The sequence below is a fragment of the Bradyrhizobium sp. S3.7.6 genome, from assembly GCF_054061875.1.
The window spans coordinates 4,386,190-4,412,218 of sequence record NZ_JBSSEQ010000001.1; the positions used below are offsets into that span (position 1 = coordinate 4,386,190).

General features: G+C 62.9%; 27 protein-coding genes. 10 read left to right on the plus strand and 17 right to left on the minus strand.

What is annotated here, in order from left to right; genetic code table 11:
- Positions 1–64: 64 nt before the first annotated feature.
- From ACVJ5M_RS21115 to ACVJ5M_RS21130, 4 genes are all read right to left on the minus strand, one after another.
- A complete protein-coding gene (locus tag ACVJ5M_RS21115) occupies positions 65–493 on the minus strand; it encodes an HIT domain-containing protein (protein WP_063982784.1) in 429 nt (142 codons plus the stop codon).
- 51 nt (positions 494–544) lie between these two features.
- Positions 545–1,786: a GNAT family N-acetyltransferase gene (locus ACVJ5M_RS21120; protein WP_354078244.1), complete on the minus strand. Its 1,242-nt coding sequence runs from the start codon at positions 1,784–1,786 to the stop codon at positions 545–547.
- A 208-nt stretch (positions 1,787–1,994) separates the two neighbouring features.
- Positions 1,995–2,741: a glycerophosphodiester phosphodiesterase gene (locus tag ACVJ5M_RS21125; RefSeq protein WP_085405555.1), complete on the minus strand. Its 747-nt coding sequence runs from the start codon at positions 2,739–2,741 to the stop codon at positions 1,995–1,997.
- Between the two features lie 16 nt (positions 2,742–2,757).
- Positions 2,758–3,225: a RidA family protein gene (locus ACVJ5M_RS21130; protein WP_008130072.1), complete on the minus strand. Its 468-nt coding sequence runs from the start codon at positions 3,223–3,225 to the stop codon at positions 2,758–2,760.
- 233 nt (positions 3,226–3,458) lie between these two features.
- Here ACVJ5M_RS21130 and ACVJ5M_RS21135 point away from each other — a divergent pair, with 233 nt between their 5' ends.
- Together ACVJ5M_RS21135 and ACVJ5M_RS21140 are read left to right on the plus strand one after the other, a co-directional pair.
- A complete protein-coding gene (locus ACVJ5M_RS21135; RefSeq protein ID WP_247341615.1) occupies positions 3,459–4,304 on the plus strand; it encodes a cell envelope integrity EipB family protein in 846 nt (281 codons plus the stop codon).
- Positions 4,305–4,376: 72 nt separating this feature from the next.
- On the plus strand, positions 4,377–4,778 hold the full coding sequence (locus ACVJ5M_RS21140) for a RidA family protein (RefSeq protein WP_014494674.1): 402 nt from the start codon (positions 4,377–4,379) through the stop codon (positions 4,776–4,778).
- 89 nt (positions 4,779–4,867) lie between these two features.
- Here ACVJ5M_RS21140 and ACVJ5M_RS21145 read toward each other — a convergent pair whose 3' ends face one another.
- Positions 4,868–5,269: an ACT domain-containing protein gene (locus tag ACVJ5M_RS21145; protein WP_354078247.1), complete on the minus strand. Its 402-nt coding sequence runs from the start codon at positions 5,267–5,269 to the stop codon at positions 4,868–4,870.
- A 202-nt stretch (positions 5,270–5,471) separates the two neighbouring features.
- On the opposite strand from ACVJ5M_RS21145, the gene ACVJ5M_RS21150 reads away from it, so the two are divergent.
- Positions 5,472–5,627 (plus strand): hypothetical protein, encoded by a 156-nt coding sequence (locus ACVJ5M_RS21150; RefSeq protein WP_193375984.1) that lies wholly within the window; start codon positions 5,472–5,474, stop codon positions 5,625–5,627.
- A 16-nt stretch (positions 5,628–5,643) separates the two neighbouring features.
- Here ACVJ5M_RS21150 and ACVJ5M_RS21155 read toward each other — a convergent pair whose 3' ends face one another.
- On the minus strand, positions 5,644–6,936 hold the full coding sequence (locus ACVJ5M_RS21155; RefSeq protein ID WP_354078250.1) for a DNA polymerase IV: 1,293 nt from the start codon (positions 6,934–6,936) through the stop codon (positions 5,644–5,646).
- The gene (locus ACVJ5M_RS21160; RefSeq protein WP_028150563.1) at positions 6,933–7,244 is read right to left on the minus strand and encodes a DUF3572 domain-containing protein; all 312 of its coding nucleotides are present in this window, start codon (positions 7,242–7,244) and stop codon (positions 6,933–6,935) included. The genes ACVJ5M_RS21155 and ACVJ5M_RS21160 overlap by 4 nt, the downstream gene beginning before the upstream one ends.
- Positions 7,245–7,472: 228 nt before the next feature.
- Here ACVJ5M_RS21160 and ACVJ5M_RS21165 point away from each other — a divergent pair, with 228 nt between their 5' ends.
- Together ACVJ5M_RS21165 and ACVJ5M_RS21170 are read left to right on the plus strand one after the other, a co-directional pair.
- Positions 7,473–7,838 carry a response regulator gene (locus ACVJ5M_RS21165; RefSeq protein WP_008566616.1) on the plus strand — a complete coding sequence of 122 codons (366 nt, stop codon included), beginning with the start codon at positions 7,473–7,475 and terminating at the stop codon, positions 7,836–7,838.
- Positions 7,839–7,852: 14 nt separating this feature from the next.
- Complete coding sequence (locus ACVJ5M_RS21170; protein ID WP_028150565.1) at positions 7,853–9,226, plus strand: PleD family two-component system response regulator; 1,374 nt, start codon at positions 7,853–7,855, stop codon at positions 9,224–9,226.
- Between the two features lie 403 nt (positions 9,227–9,629).
- Here ACVJ5M_RS21170 and ACVJ5M_RS21175 read toward each other — a convergent pair whose 3' ends face one another.
- Entirely contained in the window at positions 9,630–10,238 is a 609-nt protein-coding gene (locus tag ACVJ5M_RS21175) for a TetR/AcrR family transcriptional regulator (RefSeq protein ID WP_354078253.1), read from the minus strand.
- Between the two features lie 129 nt (positions 10,239–10,367).
- Between ACVJ5M_RS21175 and ACVJ5M_RS21180 the strand changes: the two genes are divergently transcribed.
- Positions 10,368–11,606, plus strand: coding sequence for an MFS transporter (locus ACVJ5M_RS21180; protein ID WP_135217315.1), 1,239 nt, complete (start codon positions 10,368–10,370; stop codon positions 11,604–11,606).
- Between the two features lie 189 nt (positions 11,607–11,795).
- Here ACVJ5M_RS21180 and ACVJ5M_RS21185 read toward each other — a convergent pair whose 3' ends face one another.
- The 4 genes from ACVJ5M_RS21185 to tnpA all read right to left on the minus strand — a co-directional run bounded on the left by ACVJ5M_RS21185 (position 11,796) and on the right by tnpA (position 14,939).
- On the minus strand, positions 11,796–12,203 hold the full coding sequence (locus tag ACVJ5M_RS21185) for a hypothetical protein (RefSeq protein WP_085405561.1): 408 nt from the start codon (positions 12,201–12,203) through the stop codon (positions 11,796–11,798).
- A 331-nt stretch (positions 12,204–12,534) separates the two neighbouring features.
- Positions 12,535–14,064, minus strand: a complete 1,530-nt coding sequence (tnpC, locus tag ACVJ5M_RS21190; protein ID WP_456679383.1) for an IS66 family transposase — start codon at positions 14,062–14,064, stop codon at positions 12,535–12,537.
- A gap of 69 nt (positions 14,065–14,133) precedes the next feature.
- A complete protein-coding gene (tnpB, locus tag ACVJ5M_RS21195; protein ID WP_007606730.1) occupies positions 14,134–14,490 on the minus strand; it encodes an IS66 family insertion sequence element accessory protein TnpB in 357 nt (118 codons plus the stop codon).
- Positions 14,487–14,939 (minus strand): IS66-like element accessory protein TnpA, encoded by a 453-nt coding sequence (tnpA, locus tag ACVJ5M_RS21200; protein ID WP_144030647.1) that lies wholly within the window; start codon positions 14,937–14,939, stop codon positions 14,487–14,489. Before tnpA ends, tnpB begins: the two co-directional genes overlap by 4 nt.
- Positions 14,940–15,518: 579 nt before the next feature.
- Between tnpA and ACVJ5M_RS21205 the strand changes: the two genes are divergently transcribed.
- On the plus strand, positions 15,519–15,875 hold the full coding sequence (locus tag ACVJ5M_RS21205; protein WP_223154002.1) for a hypothetical protein: 357 nt from the start codon (positions 15,519–15,521) through the stop codon (positions 15,873–15,875).
- Positions 15,876–15,916: 41 nt separating this feature from the next.
- On the opposite strand, the gene ACVJ5M_RS21210 is transcribed toward ACVJ5M_RS21205, so the two are convergent.
- The 3 genes from ACVJ5M_RS21210 to ACVJ5M_RS21220 form a co-directional block, all read right to left on the minus strand.
- Positions 15,917–17,047, minus strand: a complete 1,131-nt coding sequence (locus ACVJ5M_RS21210; protein ID WP_354266140.1) for a murein L,D-transpeptidase family protein — start codon at positions 17,045–17,047, stop codon at positions 15,917–15,919.
- A 350-nt stretch (positions 17,048–17,397) separates the two neighbouring features.
- Positions 17,398–18,246 carry an SDR family NAD(P)-dependent oxidoreductase gene (locus ACVJ5M_RS21215; protein ID WP_354100294.1) on the minus strand — a complete coding sequence of 283 codons (849 nt, stop codon included), beginning with the start codon at positions 18,244–18,246 and terminating at the stop codon, positions 17,398–17,400.
- A gap of 440 nt (positions 18,247–18,686) precedes the next feature.
- Positions 18,687–19,013: a BA14K family protein gene (locus tag ACVJ5M_RS21220; RefSeq protein WP_014494689.1), complete on the minus strand. Its 327-nt coding sequence runs from the start codon at positions 19,011–19,013 to the stop codon at positions 18,687–18,689.
- Positions 19,014–20,433: 1,420 nt separating this feature from the next.
- On the opposite strand from ACVJ5M_RS21220, the gene ACVJ5M_RS21225 reads away from it, so the two are divergent.
- From ACVJ5M_RS21225 to ACVJ5M_RS21235, 3 genes are all read left to right on the plus strand, one after another.
- Entirely contained in the window at positions 20,434–21,183 is a 750-nt protein-coding gene (locus ACVJ5M_RS21225) for a gluconate 2-dehydrogenase subunit 3 family protein (RefSeq protein WP_354098447.1), read from the plus strand.
- Position 21,184: 1 nt separating this feature from the next.
- On the plus strand, positions 21,185–22,963 hold the full coding sequence (locus ACVJ5M_RS21230) for a GMC family oxidoreductase (RefSeq protein ID WP_354100293.1): 1,779 nt from the start codon (positions 21,185–21,187) through the stop codon (positions 22,961–22,963).
- Between the two features lie 82 nt (positions 22,964–23,045).
- The gene (locus tag ACVJ5M_RS21235) at positions 23,046–24,206 is read left to right on the plus strand and encodes a c-type cytochrome (protein ID WP_354096578.1); all 1,161 of its coding nucleotides are present in this window, start codon (positions 23,046–23,048) and stop codon (positions 24,204–24,206) included.
- A gap of 94 nt (positions 24,207–24,300) precedes the next feature.
- Here ACVJ5M_RS21235 and rpmG read toward each other — a convergent pair whose 3' ends face one another.
- Together rpmG and ACVJ5M_RS21245 are read right to left on the minus strand one after the other, a co-directional pair.
- The gene (gene rpmG, locus ACVJ5M_RS21240) at positions 24,301–24,468 is read right to left on the minus strand and encodes a 50S ribosomal protein L33 (protein WP_007603295.1); all 168 of its coding nucleotides are present in this window, start codon (positions 24,466–24,468) and stop codon (positions 24,301–24,303) included.
- Positions 24,469–24,675: 207 nt separating this feature from the next.
- Complete coding sequence (locus tag ACVJ5M_RS21245) at positions 24,676–26,001, minus strand: LLM class flavin-dependent oxidoreductase (protein WP_456679384.1); 1,326 nt, start codon at positions 25,999–26,001, stop codon at positions 24,676–24,678.
- Between the last annotated feature and the right edge of the window lie 28 nt (positions 26,002–26,029).

The window sequence follows — 26,029 nt, forward strand, 5'->3', positions numbered from 1 at the left end:
ACTGTTTCCGCGGAGGCAGTCTGGATTGCTTCGCTGCGCTCGCAATGACGGAGTGTATCTGGCGCTATCCCGCCTTCAGCGCCGCGATCAGCTTGGCCGCATTCTCTTCCAGGACCTTGACGTCTTCCTTGCGGCTGGCGGGTGGCAGCATGGCCACGCCGTCGTGGCGCGGCATCACGTGCATGTGGAGATGAAACACCACCTGGCCGCCGGCGGGCTCGTTGAACTGCTGCACGGTGATGCCGTCGGCCTCGAACGCTTTCATCGCAGCGGCCGCGATCTTGTGCGCGCCCCGGGCGACGTGGGCGTAGTCGTCAGGCTTGATGTCGAGGATGTTGCGGGCAGGGGCCTTCGGGATCACCAGCGTATGGCCCGATACCCGCGGCATGATGTCGAGGAAGGCAAACACATGCTCGTCCTCATAGACCTTGTGGCAGGAAAACTCGCCGCGCAGGATCTTCGCGAAGATGTTGTTGGGGTCGTAGGCGGTCATGGCGGCGGCTCCTCGAATTTTGCGCTTACTGTCATCAGCCGTGGCAAACCGTCAAGGCGCCTCGTCGACGCCTTTGCGGAACGGGCCGAGCTCGGCCAGCTCCCGTCCGGCCTCGGCGACATAGGCGCGCTCGCGCTTGAGGTAATCGTCGATGGCGCGGCGCAGACCGGGATCGGCGATGAAGTGGGCGGAATGGGTCGTCCGCGGCAGGTAGCCGCGTGCGATCTTGTGCTCGCCCTGCGCGCCGGCCTCGACATTGTCGAGGCCGTGTTTGATCGCGAAATCGATCGCCTGATAGTAGCAGACCTCGAAATGCAGGAACGGATGATGCTCGACCGCGCCCCAGTTGCGGCCGAACAGCGTATCCGAGCCGATGAAGTTGATCGCGCCCGCGATCCAGCGGCCGTTGCGGCGGGCCATCACCAGCAGCACGTCCTGGCTCATGGTCTCGCCGATCAGCGAGAAGAATTCGCGCGTGAGATAAGGCCGGCCCCATTTGCGCGAGCCGGTCTCCATGTAGAATTCGAAGAAGGCGTCCCAGGCATCCTCGGTGATGTCGCTGCCGGTGAGCCAGTGGATGGTGATGCCGGTGGCAAGCGCATCGCGCCGCTCGCGCTTGATCGACTTGCGGTGGCGCGAATTGAGCGTGGTGAGGAAATCGTCGAAGGTCGCAAATCCCTCGTTATGCCAGTGGAACTGCTGATCGGTACGCTGGAGGAAGCCGTGCCCGGCGAGCCGCTTCCACTCCGCCTCACGCGCGAAGGTCACGTGCACCGAGGAGGCCTTGCTGATGCCGCACAGCGCCACCAGCCCGCTCGCCAGTGCCTCCGCGATGCGCTCGCGATCGACGCCGTCGCGGACCAGCAGCCGGGGCCCTGTGGCCGGGGTGAAGGGAACCGAGACCTGGAGCTTCGGATAGTACCGTCCACCGGCGCGCTCATAGGCGTCCGCCCAGCCTCGGTCGAACACGTACTCGCCTTGGGAATGCGATTTCAGATAGCAGGGCACGACCCCGGCGACGCGGCCATCGACCTTGGCCACCAGATGCCGGGGCCCCCAGCCGGTGCGAATGGTTGCTGAACCCGATTTCTCAATTGCGGATAAAAACGCGTGCGAGACGAACGGGTTATAAGCGGGTTTTGAGAGGCCGAGGGAATCGCCTGGAAGCCCGGATGAAGTTCCCGCGCCATGCCCGTTGCAAGCCTTGTCGGGATTGGCACAGGCGTCCCAATCCTCGGCAGATACCTCGTCAATCGAGGGTACAGCCTCGAGTGTGATTTCAGATGATGCCATCGTGCCCAAGATCGTGCATTGCAGCAGCGACTTCAAGAGGCGGGAACCGAGCACTCTCGTGCCCCGGACGCATCGCAGCGCGCAGCGGTGCGATGCAGAGCCGGGGCCCATCTCTCCGCATAGCGTGCCGCCTTCTGGGTCCCGGCTCCGCACAGCAACGCTGCGCGTTGCAGCGCGTCCGGGACACGAGAGCGGGCGTGAGCAAGCCCTACGGGACGAACCCCTCAAAGATCATCTGATCCGCATATTGCCCGACCCGCGTCCGCTGCTCCGGAGTGCGCACGGTCCAGCCGAGCAGGGCGCAGCCGAGGACGTTGCGGGCGATCCAGGGGGCCGGGGCCGGCAGGTGGTCGACCTTGAAGGCGACGAAATGCGGCTGGGTCTGAAAGCCATGGCGCAGGTACAGCATGCTGTCGCGCTGCGCCTGCGTCAGCTTCGCCCAATACTCGTCTTCATAGGTCCGCTGGGCGACGATGCCGCGGGGGCGGGAGGGCAACAGCTCACGCAGCGCCAGCACCTGGTCGGGATCGAAGGACATGCCGACCGCACGCCCGTCATAGGACGCCAGCACCTCCGCCATCCGCTTCACCAGCTTGCGGTCGCCGCCAAAATGGCTCTTCACCTCGATCACCAGCGGCACGCGGCCTGCGACCATGGCGCAGAGGTCGGACAGCGACATCATCCGCTCGTTCGTGTCCTTGAACTTGACCGCCTTCAGCTCGGCCGCGGTCTTCGCAACCACCTCGCCGGTGGCCTCGGAGAGACGGCCGAGCGCGTGGTCATGGTGCACCATGGCCTCGCCGTCGGCGGAGAGCTGGATGTCGACCTCGATCGAGAAATTGCCTGCGATGGCAGCCTGCACCGCGCCCGGCATGTTCTCGACGATGCCACGGGAAATGTCATGCAGGCCGCGATGGGCGACCGGCCGGGCTGTCAGCCAATCAGGAGCGCGCAACGCCGTCAGCTCCGTGTCAGGCGACCTCGAACACGCCTTCGACCTCGACCGCCGCATCCGCGGGCAGCGAGGCGACGCCGACGGTGGTGCGGGCGTGGCGGCCCTTGTCACCGAAGGCGGCGACCATCAGGTCGGAGGCGCCGTTCAGCACCTTCGGCCCGTCCAGGAAGTCGGGTGCCGAGTTGATGAAGCCGCCGAGGCGCACCACGCGCACGACCTTGTCGAGGTCGCCGAGCGCCGCCTTGACCTGGGCCAGCAGGTTGACGGCGCAGCCGCGTGCGGCGGCAGCGCCTTCCTCGATCGAAACGCCGGCACCGAGCTTGCCCTTGGCGATCAGCTTGCCGGCGGGGTCGAAGCAGACCTGGCCGGAGACGAACAGCAGGTTACCGGTGCGCACGAACGGCACGTAATTGGCGACAGGGGTAGGGGCCTCGTGCAGCTTGATGCCCTGTTCCGCCAGTTTCTGCTCGACCGTGCCCGCCATGTTCGACCTCGTTGTCCAAATTTCATCCGCCCGGCTGCGTCCATTTGGAGGCCGGGCGCGCCCTGTTTCGCCCATCGTGCCGTCACATGCAAGCAACCGGAGCGACTGCATTTTGTTGTGGCCAGGCAGCAGGTTCAAGGCGGGGGCCGCAACTTTACGTGAAACGGCCTCAGTTGCGACGCAATGGAACGGTCATTAAAATGTCGAATCTGCGCTTTCCCCAGGGATGACACATGGTGCACCTTTTCCGGACTTCGCTTGGTGTGATGGCGCTCGCGGCGGCTGCTTTCGGTGCAGGCGGTGGAGCGCAGGCGGCCAGCGGTCCGTTCCTTGCGCACCAGGCGCTCTATGACCTAAGCCTCGTCAAATCGCGCTCCAATTCGATCAACAGCGCGCGCGGCCGCATCCTCTACAATTTCACGGGAAGTTCGTGCGAGGGCTACACCTCCGAATTCCGCCAGGTCTCCGAGCTCGACAGCGGCGAGGGCAAGATCACGCTGAGCGACCTCCGCTCGAACTCCTGGGAGGACGCCGCGGGAAAAAGCTACCGCTTCAAGATCGAGACGCGGATGAACGAGGCCGATGCCGGCCGGGTCGACGGTTCGGCCGAGCGCGACGGTGACCACATCAACGTCAAGCTGAAGCTGCCGGCGCCGAAGAGCTTCACCCTCGACGGCAAGATCGTGTTCCCGACCGAGCAGATCCAGCGCATCATTGCCGCCGCCAAGGACGGCAAGTCGCTGCTCGAGCTGTCGGTCTATGACGGCTCCGACGACGGCCAGAAGGTCTACAACACGCTGACCGTGATCGGTCAGCCGATTCCCGCCGACCGCACTGCTTCGCCCGATGCATCGACCACGGACGAGCACATGAAGTCGCTCAAGCGCTGGCCGGTTACCGTCAGCTATTTCGACCGCGAGTCCCAGCAGAAGGAAGGCGAGCAGACGCCGGTCTACGCGATGGCGTTCGAGCTCTACGAAAACGGCGTTTCGCGCCAGCTCGTGCTTGATTACAATGATTTCGTGATTTCCGGCGCGATGGGCAAGTTCGACGCGAAGGACAGCAAGCCCTGCAATTGAGGGGCGAGGCTGGCCCTCCGCTCGCTCTCCAGCTACGCTCCCTCCCAACCACAAACCCGGGAGGCAAGCACCATGCCCAAGCTCGACCATCTCCGCCCCAGCGGCCTGCATCACAATCCGGCCTATTCCCACGTCGTCACCGCTTCCGGTGCGCGCACGATTTACATCTCCGGCCAGGTGTCGGTGGACGAGGAAGGGCGGATCGTCGGCGAGGGCGATATTGCCGCGCAGACGACGCAGGTGATGCAGAATCTCGGCCATGCGCTGAAGGCGGCCGGCGCGACCTACGCCAACATCGTCAAGATCACGACCTTCGTCGTGAACTACAAGCCGGAGCTGCGCCCTATCATCGGCAAGGCCCGCTCGGCCTTCTTCGAAGGCATGGAGCCGCCGGCCAGCACCCTCGTCGGCGTCTCCGCGCTCGCCGCGCCGGAATGGCTGATCGAGATCGAGGCGGTGGCGGTCGCGGATTGATCCGACCGTGGGATGGGTAGAGCGAAGCCAAACCCATCACCCTTGTTGCGCGGGAAGAGCTCGATGGGTTTCGCTTCGCTCTACCCATCCTACTTTGCTGCGGACATAGCTCGCAAAACAGTCATCGCTTCATCGGCCCTGTCGGCAGGTACGAAAAGATGATCGTGGTGGAAGGCCGACACCGCATTCACGCTGATGCCGGCTTCGGCCAGGCGGGCCGTGACCGCAGCCAGGAAGCCCACCGCATCGAGCGCGGAGTGAACCGTCAGGGTGATCAGGCGCGAGGCGAACGCGTAGCGTAAGCCTGACGCCTCGGCTTCTTCGCGCAGGATCACCAGCGTGGTTCCTTCCTGCTCGCGGAACGTCAGCAGCGGGTTGACCGCTGCGGGAATCGGCTCGCTGGGTGGGATCGTGCAAAACACGAAGGTGCCGTCCAGCAGCTCCGGCTTCATGTTTCTCAACAGCGCGTCGAGGTCGCGTTCGCCTGTCACGATGGCCAGCCTCTCAGCGCGTTCGGATGCGTACAGCCCTTGCGAAACCCATCAACGCCGGAACCTGACAGGGGCCTCGCCAACATACCTTTGTATATCTCTTCCAATCCTTCTCATACGCTGACCTTACGCTGGTACAATTGAGCGACGGCCGGAGATTCTTACAATTTGAGTCTACTCGGGTCACTGCGAGGAAGCTCAAATGAACGTCATGATTGGAAAGCTCAACGGCCTGTGGCACCTCATAGTCGGGTCTTGTCAGATCCGAACTCCGTTCCTGGCGACTCAGGATCGGCAGTTGGTCATTCAGTATGCCCGGCGTGTCTATCCGGGTGCACGGATCTTCGAACGCGACTGAATTGAGCAGGACTCGATCATTCCTGCTGTCCTGTTTCAGGGCCATCATACGCGATGCCGCGAATGACGGCGGAGTTGCCGAACTTCTTGCGCAGGCTGTCCACCGCGCGCTCGGCATGCGCAGCACGGCGGTCGAGCATGTCGGTGTCGTCGGCGGGCGAGCCTTCGCGCAGCGCGCTGACGCCGGCGCCCATCAGGCGAAACGCGGTGCCGTCGATCTCCTTCGCCAGCATCTCGCGGCAGATCGAGAAGATCTTGGCGGCAAGCTGCGTCGGGCCTGCGATCGATTGCGAGCGGGTGCGCTGGCGGAAATCGGCGGTCTTCAGCTTCAGTGTGACGGTCGAGCCGGCAAGCTCGCTGTTCTTGAGCCGCGACGACGTCTTCTCGCAGAGCCGCCACAGGATCTTCTCCAGCGTCGCGAAATCGCGGATGTCGGTCTCGAAGGTGGTTTCGCTCGAAATCGTCTTGGCGCCCCGATCGGGCTCGACGTGGCGGTCGTCGATGCCGCGGGCGAGCCGCCACAGCCTGCGGCCGTCGCTCGGAAACTGACGCATCATCTCGATCTCGTCGGCCTTTTGCAGGTCGGCGATGATGCGGAAGCCGCGCTGCACCAGACGCTCCTGCGTGGCCGGGCCGACGCCGAAGATGAAGCCGACCGGCTTCTCCGCCAGCATCAAACGGGCTTCCTCCTGATCGAGCGCGGCAAAGCCGCGCGGCTTGTCGAGGTCGGAGGCGATCTTGGCCAGGAACTTGTTGCAGGACAGGCCGACCGAGACGGAGATGCCGATGTCGCGCTCGATGTTGCGCGCGAACCGCGCCAGCACCTTGGCCGGAATCATGCCGTGCACCCGCTCGGTGCCCGACAGATCGAGAAAGGCCTCGTCGATCGAGAGCGGTTCGACCAGCGGTGTCAGCGCCTGCATGGCCTGGCGCACCTCGCGGCCGACACGGACGTACTTGGCCATGTCGGGCGGAATCACGGTCGCGTGCGGGCAGGCCTCGAGCGCCCTATACATCGGCATAGCCGAGCGGACGCCATAGGTGCGGGCGATGTAGCAGGCGGCCGACACCACGCCGCGCTTGCCTCCGCCGATGATGACGGGCTTGTCGGCGATGTCAGGATTGTCGCGCTTCTCGACCGTCGCATAGAAGGCGTCGCAGTCGATATGGGCGATGGTCAGGCCTGCGAGCGCGCGGTGGCGGACGAGGCGAGGGGAACCGCAGGCGGAGCAGCGCCGCACGCCCATATCCAGATCAGCCAGACAATCCCGGCAGAAGCAGCGGGGTCCGGCCGTATCAGGGACGGTCACGGCACGTCGCGCTCCCAGGAGGGGTCGCCGAGCGCGTCGCCCAGCACCTGCCGCGCCGCAGCAACGTTGGTCGGATGCAGCTCCGCGGTCGAGGCAAAGGCCTTTACGGTGGCGTCATCGCGCATCACGAAATCGAGTACGCTGAGGAGGAAATTCGGGTCCGAGGCGGCATTGCGCAGGGTCTCCGGACCGACGCCTGTCTCAGCTAGGAACAGGCCAAGCCGCTCCGGATCGCCGGCCACGAAGGAGAGCGCCTGAATCGCAACGATTTCAGCGACTTCGCGAGGGTTGTGAACAGGCTTTTTCAAGGGTTCGGTTTGCCTTTCCGTTAACTTTCGGTGTCTACTTTGAAACCATCATGCCCGAGTCTCAAGACCCCCGACAAGCAACTGGAAACCACATCGCAGAAAGTCGGCCCTCGGGTTTAACGAAACTCAAGCGAATCTGAGGCTAGTTTGAATCCAGTTTTCGAAGCGCCGGCGAGCGGCGCCTGAGGCGTCACATGTATAGGGCTTCGTGCCAATCAGGAGGGCGGGATGGCTAAGACCGTCCTGATCGTGGAAGACAACGAGCTCAACATGAAGCTCTTCCGCGACCTGTTGGAGGCGCACGGTTACCAGACCTCCGGCACCAGCAACGGCTACGAGGCGCTCGACCTCGTTCGCAAGATGCGACCCGACCTCGTGCTGATGGATATCCAATTGCCGCAGGTCTCGGGCCTCGAGGTCACGCGCTGGATCAAGGACGATCCGGAGCTGCGTGCCATTCCCGTCGTCGCGGTCACGGCGTTCGCGATGAAGGGCGACGAAGAGCGCATCCGCGAGGGCGGCTGCGAGGCCTATTTGTCCAAGCCGATCTCGGTCGGCAAATTCATTGAGACGGTCCGGCGTTTTATCGGATAGGAAGTGAGTTCAAAGTGTCCGCGCGTATCCTGGTTGTCGATGACGTTCCCGCCAACGTCAAACTCCTCGAAGCTCGCCTGTCTGCCGAATATTTCGACGTGATGACCGCCTCGAACGGCACCGAAGCGCTGGCGCTGGCCAGCCGCGCCGAATGCGACATCATCCTGCTCGACGTGATGATGCCCGACATGGACGGCTTTGAAGTCTGCCGCCGTCTCAAGACCGATCCGGCGACGCACCACATCCCCGTCGTGATGGTCACCGCGCTCGACAGCCCCGCCGACCGCAATCGCGGGCTGGAAGCCGGCGCCGACGATTTCCTGACAAAACCCGTCTCCGACGTCGTGCTGATCGCGCGCGTGCGCTCGCTGACGCGGTTGAAGATGATGACCGATGAGCTGCGCATGCGCGCCATCACTTCGCTCGAGATCGGCATGCAGGCGCCCGAGCGCAGCGCCGTGGCCGACACCGGCCGGGGCGGCCGCATTCTGCTGGTCGACGACCGTCAGTCCTCCTATGAGCGGCTGGCGACGATCCTCGCCGCCGAGCACACCATCGACGTCGAGCCGAACCCGACAGAGGCGCTGTTCCACGCCGCCGAGGGCAATTACGATCTGCTGATCGTCTCGCTCGACCTCAACAATTTCGATGGTCTGCGGCTGTGCAGCCAGGCGCGCTCGCTGGAGCGCACGCGCCACGTGCCGATCCTGGCGATCGCGGACCCCGAGAACTCGACGCGGCTGCTCCGCGGCCTCGAGATCGGCGTCAACGACTACCTGCTGCGCCCGATCGACAAGACCGAGCTGCTGGCCCGCGCCCGCACCCAGATCCGCCGCCGCCGCTACACCGATCATTTGCGCGACAACGTGCAGAACTCGATCGAGATGGCGATCACCGACGCGCTCACCGGCCTGCACAATCGCCGCTACATGGAGAGCCATCTGGCGACGCTCGCTGACCAAGCCTCGACCCGCGGCAAGCCCCTGGCGCTGATGATTCTGGACATCGACTATTTCAAGTCGATCAACGACAATTACGGCCACGACGCCGGGGACGACGTGCTGCGCGAGTTCGCGGTGCGCGTGCGCAAGTCGATCCGCGGCATCGACCTGGCCTGCCGCTACGGCGGCGAGGAGTTCGTCATCGTGATGCCGGAGACCGATCTCCACGTCGCCGGCATGGTCGCCGAGCGCCTGCGCCGCTCAATCGCGGGCGAGCCGTTCGCCGTCCACAAGGGCACCAAGCGCATCGAGGTCACGATCTCGATCGGCCTCACCACGCTGGAGCAGAAGGGCGAGGCGGTCGCCGACGTCCTCAAGCGCGCCGACACCGCGCTCTACCGCGCCAAGCACGACGGCCGCAATCGGGTGGTGTCGCAGGCGGCGTGAGGCCGCCTGCAACAAAAACTGCGAGAACAACCCCATGCACAGTGGCCGGCGTTAGCCGGATCAATGGCTTATGCGGGTAGCGAGGCGGGCCTATGCCGATTGCCCGGGGGTTTGACACGTCGGGCAAAACAGGAGCATTTTGATAGGATCGGGCAGGGCGCGGTTGTTGCGCGAAGCCCTCTCCCCAAGCTCCGCTGTTCCACAAGCTCCGCCGTCATTCCCCGCGACCCGGCTACGCCAAGGCTTCGCCGGGGTTTGAGGTCGAGGGGCGCCGAAGCTTTAGCGTAGGCGGCAGGCGGGGAATCCAGTACGCCGCGGCCTCGCGGTTCAATCACAACCGCCGCTGGAATACTGGATCACCCGCTTTCGCGGGTGATGACACCGAACGATACGGCCATGCTGATTAGTGCGGCGTGCGCTTGCTGTGCGTCACGGCCGTCTTCTCCGCATCACCCACATCCACCCCGGCATTCCGCAGCAGCACCTTCGCCGCTTCCTTCGCGGCGCGGGCCATCGCGGGGTCGTCACGCACGAGGTCCTGTGCGATCGAGCCATCGACCAGGAGCACGAGCTGTGTGGCGAGCGCATCCGCATCCGCAACACCTAGCTCGTTCAACCGCTCGCGAAACCAGACGCGGCGGCTTTCCTTGAAGGCGATTGCGATCTTCTTCACGGCGCGGTCCTTTGGGCCGAGCTCGGCGACCGCATTGACGAACGGGCAGCCGCGAAAATCCTTGGCCGCAAAGCGCCGCTCCAGCGAATCGAAGGTACCAAGAATCTGCTCGGCCGGCGGCTTGTCGGAGGGGCGCGGAGCGACGAAACGGCGCTCCAGATAGGCCGCGATCAGCGCGTCCTTGGAGGGGAAGTGGTTGTAGAGCGTGCGCTTGGAGATGCCGATCTCGGCCGCGATGGTGTCGACGCCGATGGCGCGAATGCCTTGCAGATAGAACAGCTTGTCGGCGGTCTCGAGGATCCGCTCCTTCATCGTCTGTGGTGTGGGCGGGGGAGCCATGCGGCAGCGTGCGTCCTGTTCGCTTGACAGCGTGCACCTTTCATAGCCTAAGTACACAGGTCTGTGTAACTAAAAACATCGAGAATTGCAGACGCCGGCGCGCGCGTCGCGCCGACGAGGGAGAAAAATATGCCCCTTTTGCAGGTCCTGCGTCCGACATTGCCCATCCTGATTGGCGCCTCGATCATGCTGACACTGAGCATGGGGCTGCGGCAGAGCCTCGGCATCTTCATGCAGCCTTTGACGCATGACATCCACATTTCGATCTCGGATTTCACGCTGGCGCTGGCCGTGCAGAACCTCGCCTGGGGCTTTCTCCAGCCGCTCGCCGGCGCGATGACGGTGCGCTACGGCTTCCGCCCGATCATGATCGTGGGCTCGCTGATGTACATCGTGGGCCTCATTCTGATGGCGACCGCGAACGGGCTCGTCAGCATCATGATCGGCGCCGGCGTGCTGATCGGGACGTCGCTGGCCTGCACCGCGGCCGCGATCGCGATGTCGGTGGCGGCGCGCGCGGTGCCGGAGACTGTACGCTCGACCGTGCTCGGCATCGTCTCCGGCGCGGGCTCGCTCGGCGCGCTGTTGTCGGCGCCGCTCGGACAGATGCTCAACGAAGGATTTGGCTGGCGCGTCGGGCTCGCCGGTTTCGTGATCATGTCGGTGCTGATGATCCCTGCGGCCTGGTATGCCGGCCGTGTCGACGCGATTCCGCTGCCGAAGCCGACCGCCGACGACATCGGGGATGCCACCGCCGCGACGGCTGCGAAGACGGCGTTCGGCAACGCGTCCTTCGTGGTGATGACCTGCGCCTATCTCGTCTGCGGCATGCAGCTCGTGTTTCTCACCACGCATCTGCCGTCCTATCTGGCGATCTGCGGCCTCGATCCGATGCTCAGCGCACAGACGCTCGGCATGATCGGCGGCTTCAACGTGCTGGGCTCGCTGTTCTTCGGCTGGGCCGGCCAGCGCTGGAACAAGCTGGCGCTGCTGGGCGGCATCTACATCCTGCGCTCGCTCGCGCTCGCCTGGTATTTCATGCTGCCGGCGACGTCGTTCTCGACGCTGCTGTTCGGCGCGATCATGGGCTTTCTCTGGATGGGGGTCGGCCCGCTGGTCGCCGGCGCGGTCGCCGAGATGTTCGGCCTGCGCTGGCAGGCGATGATCCAGGGCCTCGCCTTCATGAGCCACCAGATCGGCAGCTTCCTCGGCGCCTACGGAGGAGGGGTGCTCTACGACACGCTCGGCTCCTACACCATGGCCTGGCGCATCGGCGTGGCGCTCGGTCTGGCCGGCGGCATCATCCAGGTCGCATTCGCGCTGATCCGGCCATCGCAGCCGCCGTCGCCGGTGCTGCGGACGGCGTAGCGGGGCGGTGCTCGCGAACGTCAGAGGGAGCTTGCAGGGGACGCCGTGCTGTTTCGTCGTGATGGCAGCGTGTGACCCGAAGCTTGGCGCGCGGACGAACTTTTCTCCGGCTGTGACGTTGCAACAATTCATGATCCTGCAGGCGGATGGCGCGTCGTCGCGTGCGCCATCCGCTCCTCCACATGGGCCCTAAGCTTTCAGGTCCGTGATCCGCATAATCGCGACCACATTCCCGTCGTTGTACGCCTGTTCTTTTGTTTCCTTGTTGCAGGTCCAGACAAAATTCTTCTTGCCCGTAAAGGTCTTTCCGTCCTGCTCAAGCCGAAGCTCCCCTTCGGTGATATGGCAGATCATGGCATTCATCATCGGGGGCCCCATGGTCTTCGCCCCCGGCTGCATGATGACATCGCGCATTGAGACGGTCTTAAAACCTGGGATCAGGGATGGTGTCTCGCCTTCATATTCACGCACCACGACACCTGGCCAAGGCGTCATATCCTTGTAGCCTGTGGTTTGAGCGGCGGCTGGCCTGACCATGGCAGCCGAGGCCGCTGCCAACGCGATTCCCAGTGCGGACCTTCGATCGATCTTGCTCATCGCTTTCTCCCGACGTTACCGAACGAGCCGCCGCATAAGCAGCGCGCAAAGTTCGTGGTGAACGGTGGTCGAAACCGAAAAAAGAACGGCTTCTAAGAGAGCGTGCTTGCCGATGGCACCAGTGCTGCTCGTTTGCCCAGACGGTGATTTCGGCACATCCCACTTTAAGGGCAACGACATTCTACGTCACCTGACGAGTCTGGGGAACATGTGAAACGAAGTCTCTGCCTAGCCCACGGGAAGGTCCGGATTTGGCCCCAAGCGGTCGACCCGGCATGTCCGCTAGATGTCCGCTCCTTGGGGCTGAAGCAGACTTGAGTAAGCGATGTTCTCAGGCCACGCGCCAGCGTTCTTGGGTAGCGAGATAGGCCCAGGGTAGCAGTTCGTCGATCTGGCTGTTCGGGTGGACGTTGACGATGCGGGTGATGACGTCGGCGAGATAGGCGTGGGGTTCGACGCCGATGAGCTTGCAGGTTTCGATCAGTGAGGCGATGACGGCCCAGTGTTCGCCGCCGCCGTCCGAGCCAGCGAACAGGGCGTTCTTGCGGTTGAGCGCGATTGGGCGGATAGCGCGCTCGACGACGTTGGAATCGATCTCGACGCGGCCGTCGGCAATGAAGCGCGTCAGCCCGTCCCAACGCGACAGCGCATATCGGACGGCCTCCGCGAGTTTGGTCTTCTGGCTAATCAGACCAAGCTTGGCGCGCATCCAGGGTTCGAACTCGTCGGCGATCGGCCGGCTCTTCTCTTGGCGGACGGCGCGACGCTCGTCGGCGGTGCGGCCGCGGATCTCGGCTTCGATGACGTAGAGCCCGGCGATACGTTCGAGTGCCTCGCTGGCGATCGGTGCGGGACCGGCCGCGGCGAGTTCGTAGAAGCGCCGGCGCACATGGGACCAGCAGAACGCCAGTTCTACGTCACCGCGCTCGGCCATGACCCGATAGCCGGCATAGCCGTCGACCTGGAGGATGCCGGCAAAACCCGCGAGGTGGACGATCGGCCGTTCGGCCTTGCGATCGGGAGCGTAGACATAGGCGACGGCGGGCGGGTCCGTGCCGCCCCAGGGCCGGTCGTCGCGGGCATAGGCCCAGAGCTGGCCGGTCTTGGTGCGGCCGCGTCCGGGATCGAGCACCGGGGCGGTGGTCTCGTCGGCAAACAGTTTTGGCGACTGCTTCAGCCTCGCGAGCAGTCGCTCATGCACCGGCCGCAACAGGAAGGCTGCCCGCCCGACCCAATCGGCCAGGGTCGAGCGATCCAGCTCGAGGCCCTGGCGGGCGTAAATTTGAGCCTGCCGATACAGCGGCAGATGGTCGGCATATTTGGCGACGAGTACCTGCGCCACGGTGGCTTCGGTCGGTAGCCCGCCCTCGATCAGCCGCGCTGGCGCCGGTGCCTGTACCATGGTCTCGCAGGCCCGGCAGGCATACTTCGGCCGCCTTACGACTAGGACCCGGAACTGGGCCGGGACGATATCCAGTCGTTCGCTCACATCCTCGCCGATCCGGTGCAGCGCCTGCTGACAGCACGGGCAGGCGTGATCGTCGAGGTCGACCAGCATCTCGACCCGCGGCAGATGCGCCGGCAACGCTCCTCTGTTCCTGCGGCGCCGTGCGGCTCGGCTCGATCGCTCGGCAGCATTGGCTGCATCGGTCGCCGCATCACTGCTCGCCTCGACCTGCTCGACCTCCTCCAGGCCGAGCAGCAACTGGTCCTCCGGCAGCGTCTCGGCCCGGCGGCCGAAGCGATGACGCTGCAACTCCTTGATGATCTGCTCGAGCCGCGCGGCGCGCGCCCGTTCGGCCAGCAGCATCGCCTTGAGCGTGCCGGGATCGTCCGGAAGCGTGTCGGCCGTCGTCGCCATGATGCGATTACACCATGCGTCGCGGCATCCCGCGAGCGCGACATGCATACTGATTCACTGTGCCGCAGTTCAACTCGCTTGGATCGGCGACGGTGTCTCGCGCGCGGCGTGGACGCGCTTCCAGTCTAGTCCTTCGAGCAAGGCTGACAGCTGCGCCGCGGTCAGGCGAATGACGCCGTCCTGCACGTTGGGCCAGCAGAACGAACCGGTCTCAAGCCGCTTGGCGAACAGGCACACACCCGTGCCGTCCCAATAGATCAGCTTTACCCGGTCGGCGCGCTTGGCGCGGAACACATACACGGCGCCGGAGAACGGATCGGCCTGGATGCTCTCACGCACCAGGGCCGCGAGCCCTTCGGCACCCTTGCGGAAGTCGACCGGCCTGGTCGCCACCATCACCCGCACCGCGCCCGTCGGACCGATCACGTGCAGGTCTTCAGCGCATGGATCACGGCCGCAATCGTCGCGGCATCCGCGCCGCGGCCGACCCGGACCGCGACGCCGTTGATCTCGAGCTCGATGATGCTGCTGTTCTCGGCGCCCTCGAGCGCCTTCCGGAGGCGTCGGCGCTGCCGCGGTGAGCGCTCCGGCGGCGTGGACGATGGGGTAACGACAGCGGGCACGAACGTCTGCGGCTCGGGAGCCACAGGGATCGCAACCGGCTGTCGCATTTGCCGGCGCCACGTAAACAGCTGTTGCGGCGACAATCCGTGCCGCCGCGCGACCTCCGATACCACGGCTCCCGGGGCCAGCGTCTCCTCGACGAACCGCGCCTTGTCGTCGGCCGAGAACTGCCGGCGTCGGCCGCTCTCCGTGATGACCTCGACCAGACGAACCGAGGTCCTGGGCTCAAGCATATGTTCAAGCTTAGACACAAGCCGATCTCCAATCAGAGATCGATCATTCCTCGCTCGACGCCTTCAATGGAAGGTGGGACCGAAACAGCGCTTACAGACTTGATATGCTCAGCCCGAGTTCTTCGGGGGGTGACCCGAAGCGGACGTGCGTCGTGGTCGCAGCGATATCCGCCTACTGTGCCGACATCGAAATTAATAGCGGGTTGACGATCGGAGCAGGCGGATTTGTCATCTCGGACGGAGATACTGCTGCGTCGTTGAGATTGCGGACCGGGCGCTGCGATGCGGAGGGCGTGCTTAGGGCCAAACTCAACTTCTTCAGCATGCGCCGGAACTCGTGATCATACGACGCGTCGACATCGCGCATCGTTGAAAACGATGTGACGAAATATTCCTTTAATCGGTCGATCGATTCTCCATCTCCAGAGAGAATACAAGCACTGTTGGCCTTTCATATCCGGTGGTGAGTGAGCAAGCTTAAACTTGCGGTACCGGGGCGGCGATGTGTGTGGCCCTGGAGTGGCTACTACGGGCCCAAGTTTGGCGTGCCTTGACGTGTTCGGCGTGTGGGACTTCCACTGCGGGATTAGGAGTAAGATGAACAATCACCTTCGGCATGCAGCGCTTGCTGTATTCACTGTCATGCTGCCGATCTTTACAATCGGTCACGCTCGCGCCCACGATTATCAGCACCCCGAGTTGAACAGCTGGTATGAGAGCTTGCACAGTGGCAAAGGGCCTTGCTGCGATGGCAGTGATGCGAAGCGCGTTGATGACGCCGATTGGGAAACTAAGGACGGTCACTATCGCGTACGCCTTGATGGCGAGTGGGTTGATGTTCCGAACGAAGCTGTCGTGGATGGACCGAACCGCGCTGGCCGTACGATGGTCTGGCCTTACTACCTAGATGGTCATCCGAAGCCGCGCTGCTTCATGCCGGGGAGCATGGGCTGATAGCGAGCGCGGGGATGCAAGCCTGAAGTAGACCGGGCGCTCTAGCACCCGTCGTCTCCTTCCACGACGGTCGACAGGAAGCTGGAACGAGCCAGATCACATGCAATGGGTTTCGAGAACGAGGTGCCAAACCATCTACTCGTCAACGAACCATCGTTGGTGACCCAGGGGATTGGCGGCAGTTGCGGCAGATAAGATGCATACGGCATCACTTTCGCAAGCGTCGCTCTGACCAGATACTTTGCTAGAAAAGCCTCGTTCATTCCGCCGTCCAGTCCGCTATAGATCGGGGCTGCCGGCACGTTGTCATTGAGCAATCGCGCGAATTCGAGTTCGTCGGTACGTTGCTTCTCAAGCGCCCGCCGCGCAATTTTGGAATCCATGACAAACGCGGGGCATTTATCGGTGGGACTGAACACGAGAGGATACGGCGAATTTGGTGGAGCTTGCGCATCGAACACATAGCGTCGATTGCACACGCCCACCTTAGGTTCGAGATGCGTCGTCTCGAAGTGATCGTTGCCGACTTTGAGCATTTTCCAGAAGGAGAGGTTCGGGCTATTTCGATGCTGCGCCAGGTTTGCCGGCGTCAGGCGGAATGGATAAGCCTGGACCTGAAAGGACGGTCGGCCGCCGAGGGAGTCCCGCGCTAGCGAATAGATCTCGCTTATCTGTTCGTCGGTCATGGCATAGCAACCGCTCGATGAGCAGTCGCCATGGATCATGAGTAAGCTGCCGTCGCGATTGTTTGCCTTGTCGAAGCTGTTGGGAAAGCCGACGTTGATCGCGAGATGGTAATCGGAGTTGGGATTCATCAGCTCGGGAGTAATCGTATAGAACCCCTCTGGAGCCTGACGGTCACCCTCCTTCAGTTTCGGCCCGAGATCCCCCGACCACCGACAGATCGGGTACACCTTGAGGATTTTGAAGAGGCCGGTGGTGTCCTGTTTCCAGACTTCGAGCTCCGCCTCTTGCTTGAAGACGCGCACAAGGATAGGCGAGTATTTTGGCATCTTCTTTTGTCGGAGCAGCGAGAGCAACTCGGGTGGTAGCTCCTTTGTAGCCTTGGCCGGCAAGCGGTTGCTGTTTTCGCCAAGGCAGGTGGCCGGCGACAACGCCGCGAAAAAAGCTGCAGTCAGCACAAGCGCACGGAGTGCCGTGGCGCCGATCACGACCTTACCTCGGGCGTGGAATCTGCTCATTTGGGTAGCGTGTAGTCAGTGGGTTCGTAAGGCAAGCCCAGATGGACGCAGTCACCGGAGAAGTTCGAGCTTATCGTTGGCCTTGGGGATGCCAAGACGCTCGGTCTCGTCGTCCGCTTCTGGCCCATCAGCGAAGTGGCGACACCTTTCATTGAGGTCCGCCTGGTGAGGTAGAGCGGACTGACTTTGCTCACTCTGAGTTCTTCGCATTTTGATCCAACTGAGACATTGGCGGTCCACTGCGCAACGGCTTTGAAGCCGGTTTCAGCCCTATCCGAATATTCGTGTTAGCCGCTAAGGCTGGTGGAAGGGCTGCGCGCTCAACGTTTCGGGGTGCGCCCGCGGATGTGGTCAAAGCCTTGCTTGATTGCGGCGAAGCGCGCTTCGATCATCGGCTCAAATTCGAGGTCGGTGAAGATATATGGCAAGTCCTTTTCGACGCCTTCGCGGACGAGTTCGCCGACATAGTTGGGTTCTATGCCCTGAGAGATGCGTTCCCGGAGCATATTGATCCACTCGGCACGTGGGCCCGAAGTCGGCAAGGGAGGAAGCGCCCCCTCGAAGCGTTTGGGGAGATTGCGTCTCGAGTCCATGATTTGAGTGCGGATGATCCCTGGACACAGCACCGATACGCCAATCCCTCGGGGCGCAAGTTCACGCCGCAGGCCCTCGGACAGCGCGACAACGCCATACTTGGAGACGTTGTATGGGTTGCTCTCCCCTGAAATGAGGCCAGCGATCGAGGCTGTGGAGACGATGTGTCCACCCTCGCCATGCTGCTCGATCAACGGCCCGAAAATCTCGATCCCCCAAATGGTCGCCATCAGGTTGACGCCCAAGGTCCAGTTCCACGACGCCTCGGTCCAGGCGCCATAAGGCCCACCGCCGCCGACGCCCGCGTTGTTGACGAGGATATGCACCTTGCCATAGCGAGCAGTCGTGGCTTCGGCGGCCGCCGCGAGTTCGGCTTTGAGTGAAACGTCCGCTTTCACGCCGTCGACATCGACGTTGGTGAGCCTCAGTTGCTCGAGCGCTGCGGACAGAGCCGCTTCTTCAATGTCGCAAAGCATGACCTTCGCCCCCGCTTGGGCGAAGGCGGTCGCGATCCCCAGTCCAATGCCTGACGCTGCACCGGTCACGAACACAGTCTTTCCAGCGAGTTCCTTCACGCGCGTTCTCCCCGTGCAAGCGGATACCCTCGCGCCAAAACGCCAAGTGTACCCGGACGCCATATGACCGCGTTTTCGAGGGATTGGGAAGCGTGCCGGATGTCCGTTCGTGGCCCATCATTGACATGGGCAACCAGGTATCAACGTCGTCTTCCATGCGCATAGCGGACGCGACAAGTCAGGAGCACACATCTACTTCTGCGCTCGTGCCTTGGAGGCAACGCGGCGCTTCGGGGCGCGCTGTCACGAGCGTCGGCACCCGAGGTGTCTCCTCCGGCAGAACGATGAGCATGAAGACCCGAGGAGAATCACGCGTTGGCCGTGACGCGTAAGGTGTCATGGAAAGTTCGAGACGCCATCTCGACGGCGCCTCGAATCCAACCGGGTCATCTGGCCATCCGTTCGGACGTCCACGTGATCCGGTGACTTGCGGCTTTGCATTACCTGCAGATATGGCGGTTGCCGTCCCACCCGAGGTAGGTGCCCGTTGCCGGATCGTAGGATCGATAACGCTCCGCGCAGGAACGTGAAGCAGTGCCATCCGCGCGAGCCATGGCGCTGTCCGCGCCTTGCGCAGGAGCTGCGCCATCCGGCAACTCGAGGCCCAGCCGACCGGCCGGCGTCAGCGTGCCGTTCAGGTTGCGATTGGGGTTCTCGGCCTCGTACGTATCGGGATGGCTGCTCGCAAAGCCGGATTGCGCGTAGGCGGCGCTTGCGGTCAGGCCCGACAACAAAGCCACGGCAGCGAGAATTTTAAGTCCAGTCATGGTCCATCTCCATCATTGCCCGGTGCAATCGTGCTGCCGGTGCGAGAGGAGTTGGATCGACATCTGCGCTGAACAAGCTCGCTTGATCGCATACGCGCGACCTAGCGCGATCTCGTCGTTCAAATACAGAAAGAATCGTTTGCTTGCGGAACGCAAAAGAATGGTCCACCGCCGCCAGGAGCACGCCTGTCTTTGCTCTCGTGCCCCGGCGCAGCGCAGCGTCACCTCGCCGGTGCGCTTGCGCGCGACCGGCGGGCGACGCTGGGGCTAGCAGCGGCCAGCGCTGGCCGACATCGGGTCCAGGTTCAACTGAAACAGAAAGCCAGCGGGCGGTATGGACTAGCGACGTCCTGATCGCTTGAGTTCGGCGACCTTAAACCTGTTGCCGGCGGCCAGGCTGCTGCAAAACCAGTGGGCCTTGTTTCGGTTTTCGCCCAGGAACACCTTGGTTTCAACGCAATCCAGGTAGGATTTATGGGTGATGGTGTCTCGGCACGTTGGCGAGAAAGGTCCATAGTCCGTACCGCCGCCCGACTCGCTGCATCCGACCCAGGGATCTTTGCCGCTTGGGAAGCTTGATGCACAGCCACCGTTGCAGCTCCTGGCGACTTTCTCCAGGCTGGCAAGCCTCCCCATCACCGAGCCCGGCGCATACGAAGGCGTGCTCGCGGTTGACGTTCGAGCGGTTGACGCAGTCCGACGCGGCGCCGTTGTGTTTGCTCCCCGCTCCGACACGTGCGGCTTTGCCACCTGTTTCGGCGCGTCGACCGTGACAGGGGGAATCGTGGCGGCGGAGCCAGTCGGGATTTGCGACGCTGCCGGGGCGCACAGCAAGGCAGTTGATAAGACAGCGACGGCTGAGGGCACGACAAAGCTTGACGAGAATTTCATGAGCATGTCCTTCCCAAATTCGGGACGGAGATGCCGCCCCGGTAAATGCACGGTAACATACATTTCGGATTGGGCAACCGAGGGTTGAGGTGGCATCTGCCTATAAACTCGCCATCCACACAAAGCGTGGCCCTCGGCGGAACGGCTCTGGATTGCTCCGTCGCAAGAACTCCCCGCAACGACGGCGTGGAGAAAGAGCAGCGCGTCAACTTCGGTCTCGTGCCCCGGACGCAGCGTAGCAACGTTGCGCACTGCAGCGCGTCCGGGACACAGGAGACTTGCCGCGAGATTCCGCTGCCTGCTCGCAGCAATCGGCTCCGTGTTTTTTTGGAAACGCGCCGGCTTCGTGAAATACGCGATCAATTTGCGATCGTACAACGAGAAGCCGCGCGTTGAGAGTCGGTGAGGTGTTCACGGGCAATTGTTGTCGATCATGACCGATAGATGCAGGTCGTGAGCGACGTGGAGGCGTTTCACTTCTCCGAAAGCTCATCGAAGTTCCAGCGCGGTGGACCGACGAGGAAGAAAAATGAAACAGGGGACGCCCACAATGATCGGCCTGCGACGCAGGGAATTTCTTGCTGGGACGGCCCTGCTGCTGTTCAGCGCGACGACCGTCAAAGCCGCCACAATCGCAGGGAGGTTGCCCTGGGCTCCAAATGCGGGAAATCCCCCGCCGCCAATCAAGGTCGGACCGTGGGAGTTCTTCAACGGGGAAGAAGGCCGGGCCATGGAGGCGCTCGTGGATTGCATCATCCCGCCGGACCCGGAGACACCGGGCGGCAAGGAGGCCGGCTGTGCCGTGTTTATCGACCGGCAGCTGGCCGGGCCTTATGGCCGGCAGGAGGGATTGTATGTGCGCCCGCCGTTTCAGGCCGGTGCGAAGAACCAGGGCCATCAGTCGGCGAACGGCCCCGCACAAGACTACCGGGAAGGCCTCGCTGCACTCGATCGTGCGTGCAAGCAGAGGGGCGGGGGAAAGCCCTTCGCCGAGCTGTCGGGCGACGACAGGATCGCGGTTCTGAAGGCGGTTGAGAAGGGCGAGCTCAAACTCGACGGTGTCGATGGCAAATCGTTCTTCGCGCAACTCGTCAAGGACGTGCAGATGGGATTCTTCGCGGACCCGATCTATGGCGGCAATCGCGACATGGTCGCGTGGAAGATGATCGGCTATCCGGGCGCGCGCTACAACTATCTCGATTGGGTGAACCGCCACAACGAGCGCTTTCCACTGCCGCCGGTCGGGATGACCGGCAACGCGCAATGGACGAGGTCGTAGCATGTCCCGAAGGCTTCCCAGGAAGGACGTCGTCATCGTCGGTTTCGGCTGGACCGGCGCGATCATGGCAAATGAGCTGACCGACGAGGGGCTCGAGGTCATCGCCTTTGAGCGCGGTCCGTGGCGCGATGCGCCGACGGACTTTCCGCCGGGCTACATGCAGGACGAGCTTCGTTACCGCATCCGGCACGAGTTGTTCCTCCGTCCGGACCAGTTGACGTTCACGTTTCGAAACAATATGGGTCAGACCGCCCTGCCGATCCGAAGCTGGGGTGCGTTCATGCCGCCGAACGGTGTCGGCGGCGGGGGCGTGCACTGGAACGCCGAGATGTGGCGTTTTCTTCCGTCGGATTTCGTGCTGAAGACACATCTGACCGAACGCTATGGCGCGGCGTTCCTGCCCCCGGATATGACGATCCAGGATTGGGGCGTGACCTATGACGAGCTTGAGCCGCATTACGATCGCTTCGAATATCTGTGCGGCACGTCGGGGACGGCCGGAAATCTGAGCGGCAAGATCATGGACGGCGGCAATCCGTTCGAAGGGCCTCGGTCCCGTCCTTATCCGACCCCGGCGCAGGCCCAGCCGTTCAGCCATACGCTGTTCGGGAAAGCCGCGCGCGAGCTTGGTTACAAGCCGTTCCCGCAGCCTTCGGGCAATCTCTCGCAAGCCTATACGAACCCGCTGGGCATGCGCCTTGGCCCCTGCACCTATTGTGGCTTCTGCGAGTGGTTTGGCTGCGGCAATTATTCCAAGGCTAGCCCGCAAACAACCATCCTGCCGCATCTCATTCGAAAATCGAACTTCAGCCTCCGCGACAATTCAGAGGTTGTCAGGATCAATGTCGATCGTTCAGGCAAGCGCGCTACCGGCGTGACATTCGTGGACTCGAGCGGCGAAGAATGGGAGCAGCAGGCCGACCTCGTGATCCTGTCGGCTTACACGATGTTCAACGTGCAGCTTCTTCTGCATTCGCAAATCGGGCAGCCCTACGACCCCGTCACCAACACTGGGGTCGTCGGCCGAAACTACACCCACCAGACGATCTCGTCGGTCAATGGCTTCTTCGACAACAAGAAGTTCAACTTCAACCCGTTCATCGCATCGGGTTCGATCGGGATGTGTATCGACGAGTTCAACGGCGACAATTTCGATCACGGGCCGCATGGTTTCGTCGGCGGCGGCTATGTCGGCCAGGTGCAGACAGGTGCTCGTCCGATCGAAAGCACCCTGGTGCCGCCGGGAACGCCGGCATGGGGCGCCGACTGGAAGAAGGCGGTGAAGGACAATTATCTCAGCACGGTCAAGCCCGGCACTGGTGTGCATGGCAGCTTCTACGCCTACCGCGACATCTACCTGGATCTCGACCCCGCCTATAAGGACCGGTTCGGGCGTCCGCTGATGCGGATCACGATGGATCTCAAGGAGAACGAGATCAAGCAGAATAAGTTTCTCACCGACAAGTTCGCCGAGATCATCAAGGCGATGGGCGCTGAAAAGCTCGCCGTGCAGTATCGGACCGCGCCATACGACATAACGACCTACCAGACGACGCATCTCAACGGCGGTGCGATCATGGGGGCCGATCCCAAGACAAGCGTCCTCAACAAATACCTGCAGAGCTGGGATGTCCCGAATCTGTTCGTGATGGGGGCAAGCGCCTTTCCGCAGAACGCCGGCTACAACCCGACGCTCACGGTCGGCGCGCTCGCTTATTGGTCGGCGGCCGCGATCCGGAACCAGTACCTCAAGAATCCCGGAAGGCTGGTCGATGCGTAGGATTCCTCGCGTATGCACGCTCGTTTGCGCAGTGCTCGCTTCGGCGTCGCTGGCTGGCCGCGCGCATGCCGGCTCCGCAAACATGCAAGAGTTCACCCAGATCGAACGCGGGCGCTATCTGTCGATCCTGTCGGACTGTGCCGGCTGCCATACCGTTCCCGGCGGCAAGCCGTTTTCGGGTGGGCGGCCGATCGAAACGCCGTTCGGCAACATCATATCGCCCAATGTCACGCCCGATCTGGAAACGGGCATTGGAGCCTGGAGCGACGATCAATTCGATGCCGCGGTGAGAAAGGGTATCGGACGAACCGGCGCGCATCTCTATCCGGCCATGCCTTACAATGCGTACACTCGGATGTCGCGTGACGATGTGATGGCAATCCGGGCCTATCTGACTTCGCTGGAGCCGGTCCGAAATTCGCGCAACGCGGATACGCTTCCGTTTCCATTCAATATCCGCTCAACGATGATCGTGTGGAACGCGCTCTACTTCACGGCAGGTGAATACAAGCCGGAACCGACCAAATCCGCCGAATGGAATCGCGGCAAGTTCATCGTCGACGGGCCGGCGCATTGCGGAGCCTGTCACACGCCGAAGACGCTGCTCGGAGGCGATCGAACCGATCAATATCTGCAGGGAGCAAATCTCCAGGGCTGGTCGGCGCCTGACATCACCAACAACCGGCGGACAGGACTGGGCAGTTGGACGGCAGACGATGTCGCGCTCTACCTCAAGACGGGGCACAATCGCGCTACCGCTGCGACAGGGCCGATGGCGGAGGCCGTCGAGCTGTCGACGTCCAGGATGAAGGATGAGGATACGAAGGCTATTGCGACGTATCTGAAATCATTGCCGGGCAACAAGGATGAGGCGAGGCTTGCCCCGGTGGGTGCGAACGTGATGGCGGCCGGAGGCGCGATCTACCGAGACCAATGTTCCGCCTGCCACGGGATCGAAGGCAAGGGCGTTCCACACCTGTTTCCCGCCCTCGCAGAGTCTACGATGGTGCAATCAAATGATCCCACAACGGCAATCCGAATGGTGCTCCGTGGTGCGCGAAGCGTCGGCACCAAGGCCGAGCCGACGGCACCCGGCATGCCGTCCTACGGCTGGCAGCTCGATGATCGCCAGGTCGCGGCGGTGCTCAGCTTTGTCAGAAATAGCTGGGGTGGTGCCGCTGCCCCGATCGATGCAGCCGAAGTGACGCGTGTTCGGTCCGACACCGCTTTACGCAACGACTGAGCCGGCCGTCCGAGACGTGAGCCGCAAAATAAAAACGGGGCCGTGAGGCCCCGTCAAAAGTCCGTAGCTTATTCCGCGATCTTACTTGATCTTCTTACTTGATCTTGGCTTCGCGGAATTCGACGTGCTTGCGCGCGACCGGATCGTACTTCTTCTTGACCAGCTTGTCGGTCATGGTGCGCGAATTCTTCTTGGCGACGTAGTAGAAGCCGGTGTCAGCCGAGGACACGAGCTTGACCTTGATGGTGACCGCTTTGGCCATGTTCAGAACCTCAGGAATGAAGGGAATCTGGAGCCGGCCAAACGGCCCGCGTTGGCCGGCAACCTAGCCAGAAACCGCCTGATGTCAAGGTTTCGAAGCGTTTTCGAGCGAAGTGGGCACCGGTTCGCGTCAAGAAAACGCGTCAAAAACAACAACCTAGAGCCCCGAACGGGGCTCTAGGGCGGAAAACCACCCAAAACGGTCCCATTACGCCTCGAAGAACCGGTTTTTCGGCCGCGGCAGGCCCAGATTCTCCCTCAAAGTGGCCCCTTCATACTCTTTGCGGAAAATCCCGCGACGCTGCAGCTCCGGCACCACCTTGTCGACGAAATCGTCGAGGCCGGCGGGCAGGAACGGGAACATGATGTTGAAGCCGTCGGAGCCGCGCCCGACCAGCCATTCCTCCATCTGGTCGGCGATGGTCTTGGCGGTGCCGACGAAGGACAGCCCGCCATAGCCGCCGACGCGCTGGGCGAGCTGGCGCACCGTGAGATTGTCGCGCCTGGCGAGGTCGACCATGCGCTGGCGGCCGCTCTTGCTGGCGTTGGTCTCCGGAATCTCCGGCAGTTGCCCGTCCGGATCGAAGCCCGAGGCATCCGTGCCGAGGATGACCGAGAGCGAGGCGATGGCGCTGTCGTAATGCACGCGGCTGTCGAGCAGCGCGCGCTTCTCCTTGGCCTCATCGACGCTGTCGCCGACCACGACGAAGGCGCCGGGAAGAATCTTGAGATGTTCGGGATCACGGCCGATCTTCTCCATGCGGCCCTTGATGTCGGCATAGAGTTTTTGGCCGTCGGCGAGGGGGCCGCCGCCGGTGAACACGGCTTCCGCCGTCTCCGCCGCAAGCTGCCTGCCGTCCTCCGATGCGCCGGCCTGCACGATCACCGGCCAGCCCTGCACGGGCCGCGCGATGTTGAGGGGGCCGCGCACCTTCAGATATTTGCCGTTGTGGTCGAGCACGTGCATCTTCGCGGGATCGACGAACACGCCGCTTTTGACGTCGCGCACGAAGGCGTCGTCGGCGAAGGAATCCCAGAGGCCGGTGACGACGTCGTAGAACTCGCGGGCGCGCTTGTAGCGCTCGGCATGCTCCATGTGGTCGTCGAGGCCGAAATTCAGCGCCGCGTCCGGATTCGAGGTGGTGACGATGTTCCAGCCCGCGCGCCCGCCGCTGAGATGGTCGAGCGAGGCGAAGCGGCGCGCCACGTGATAGGGCTCGTCAAACGTCGTCGAGCCCGTCGCGATCAGGCCGATGCGCTCGGTGACGGCGGACAGCGCCGACAGCAGCGTGAACGGCTCGAACGAGGTCACGGTGTGGCTGCGCTTGAGCGCGTTGACCGGCATGTTCAGCACGGCGAGGTGATCGGCCATGAAGAAGGCGTCGAACCTGCCGGCCTCGAGCTTCTGGATCGGCGTCTTGATATGGCCGAAGTTGAAATTGGCGTCCGGCCAAGCCCCGGGATAGCGCCAGGCGCCGGTGTGGATGCTGATCGGGCGCATGAACGCGCCAAGCTTGAGTTGCCGTTGTGCCATCGCCCCGTATCCGTTCTGGGTGTCGTTA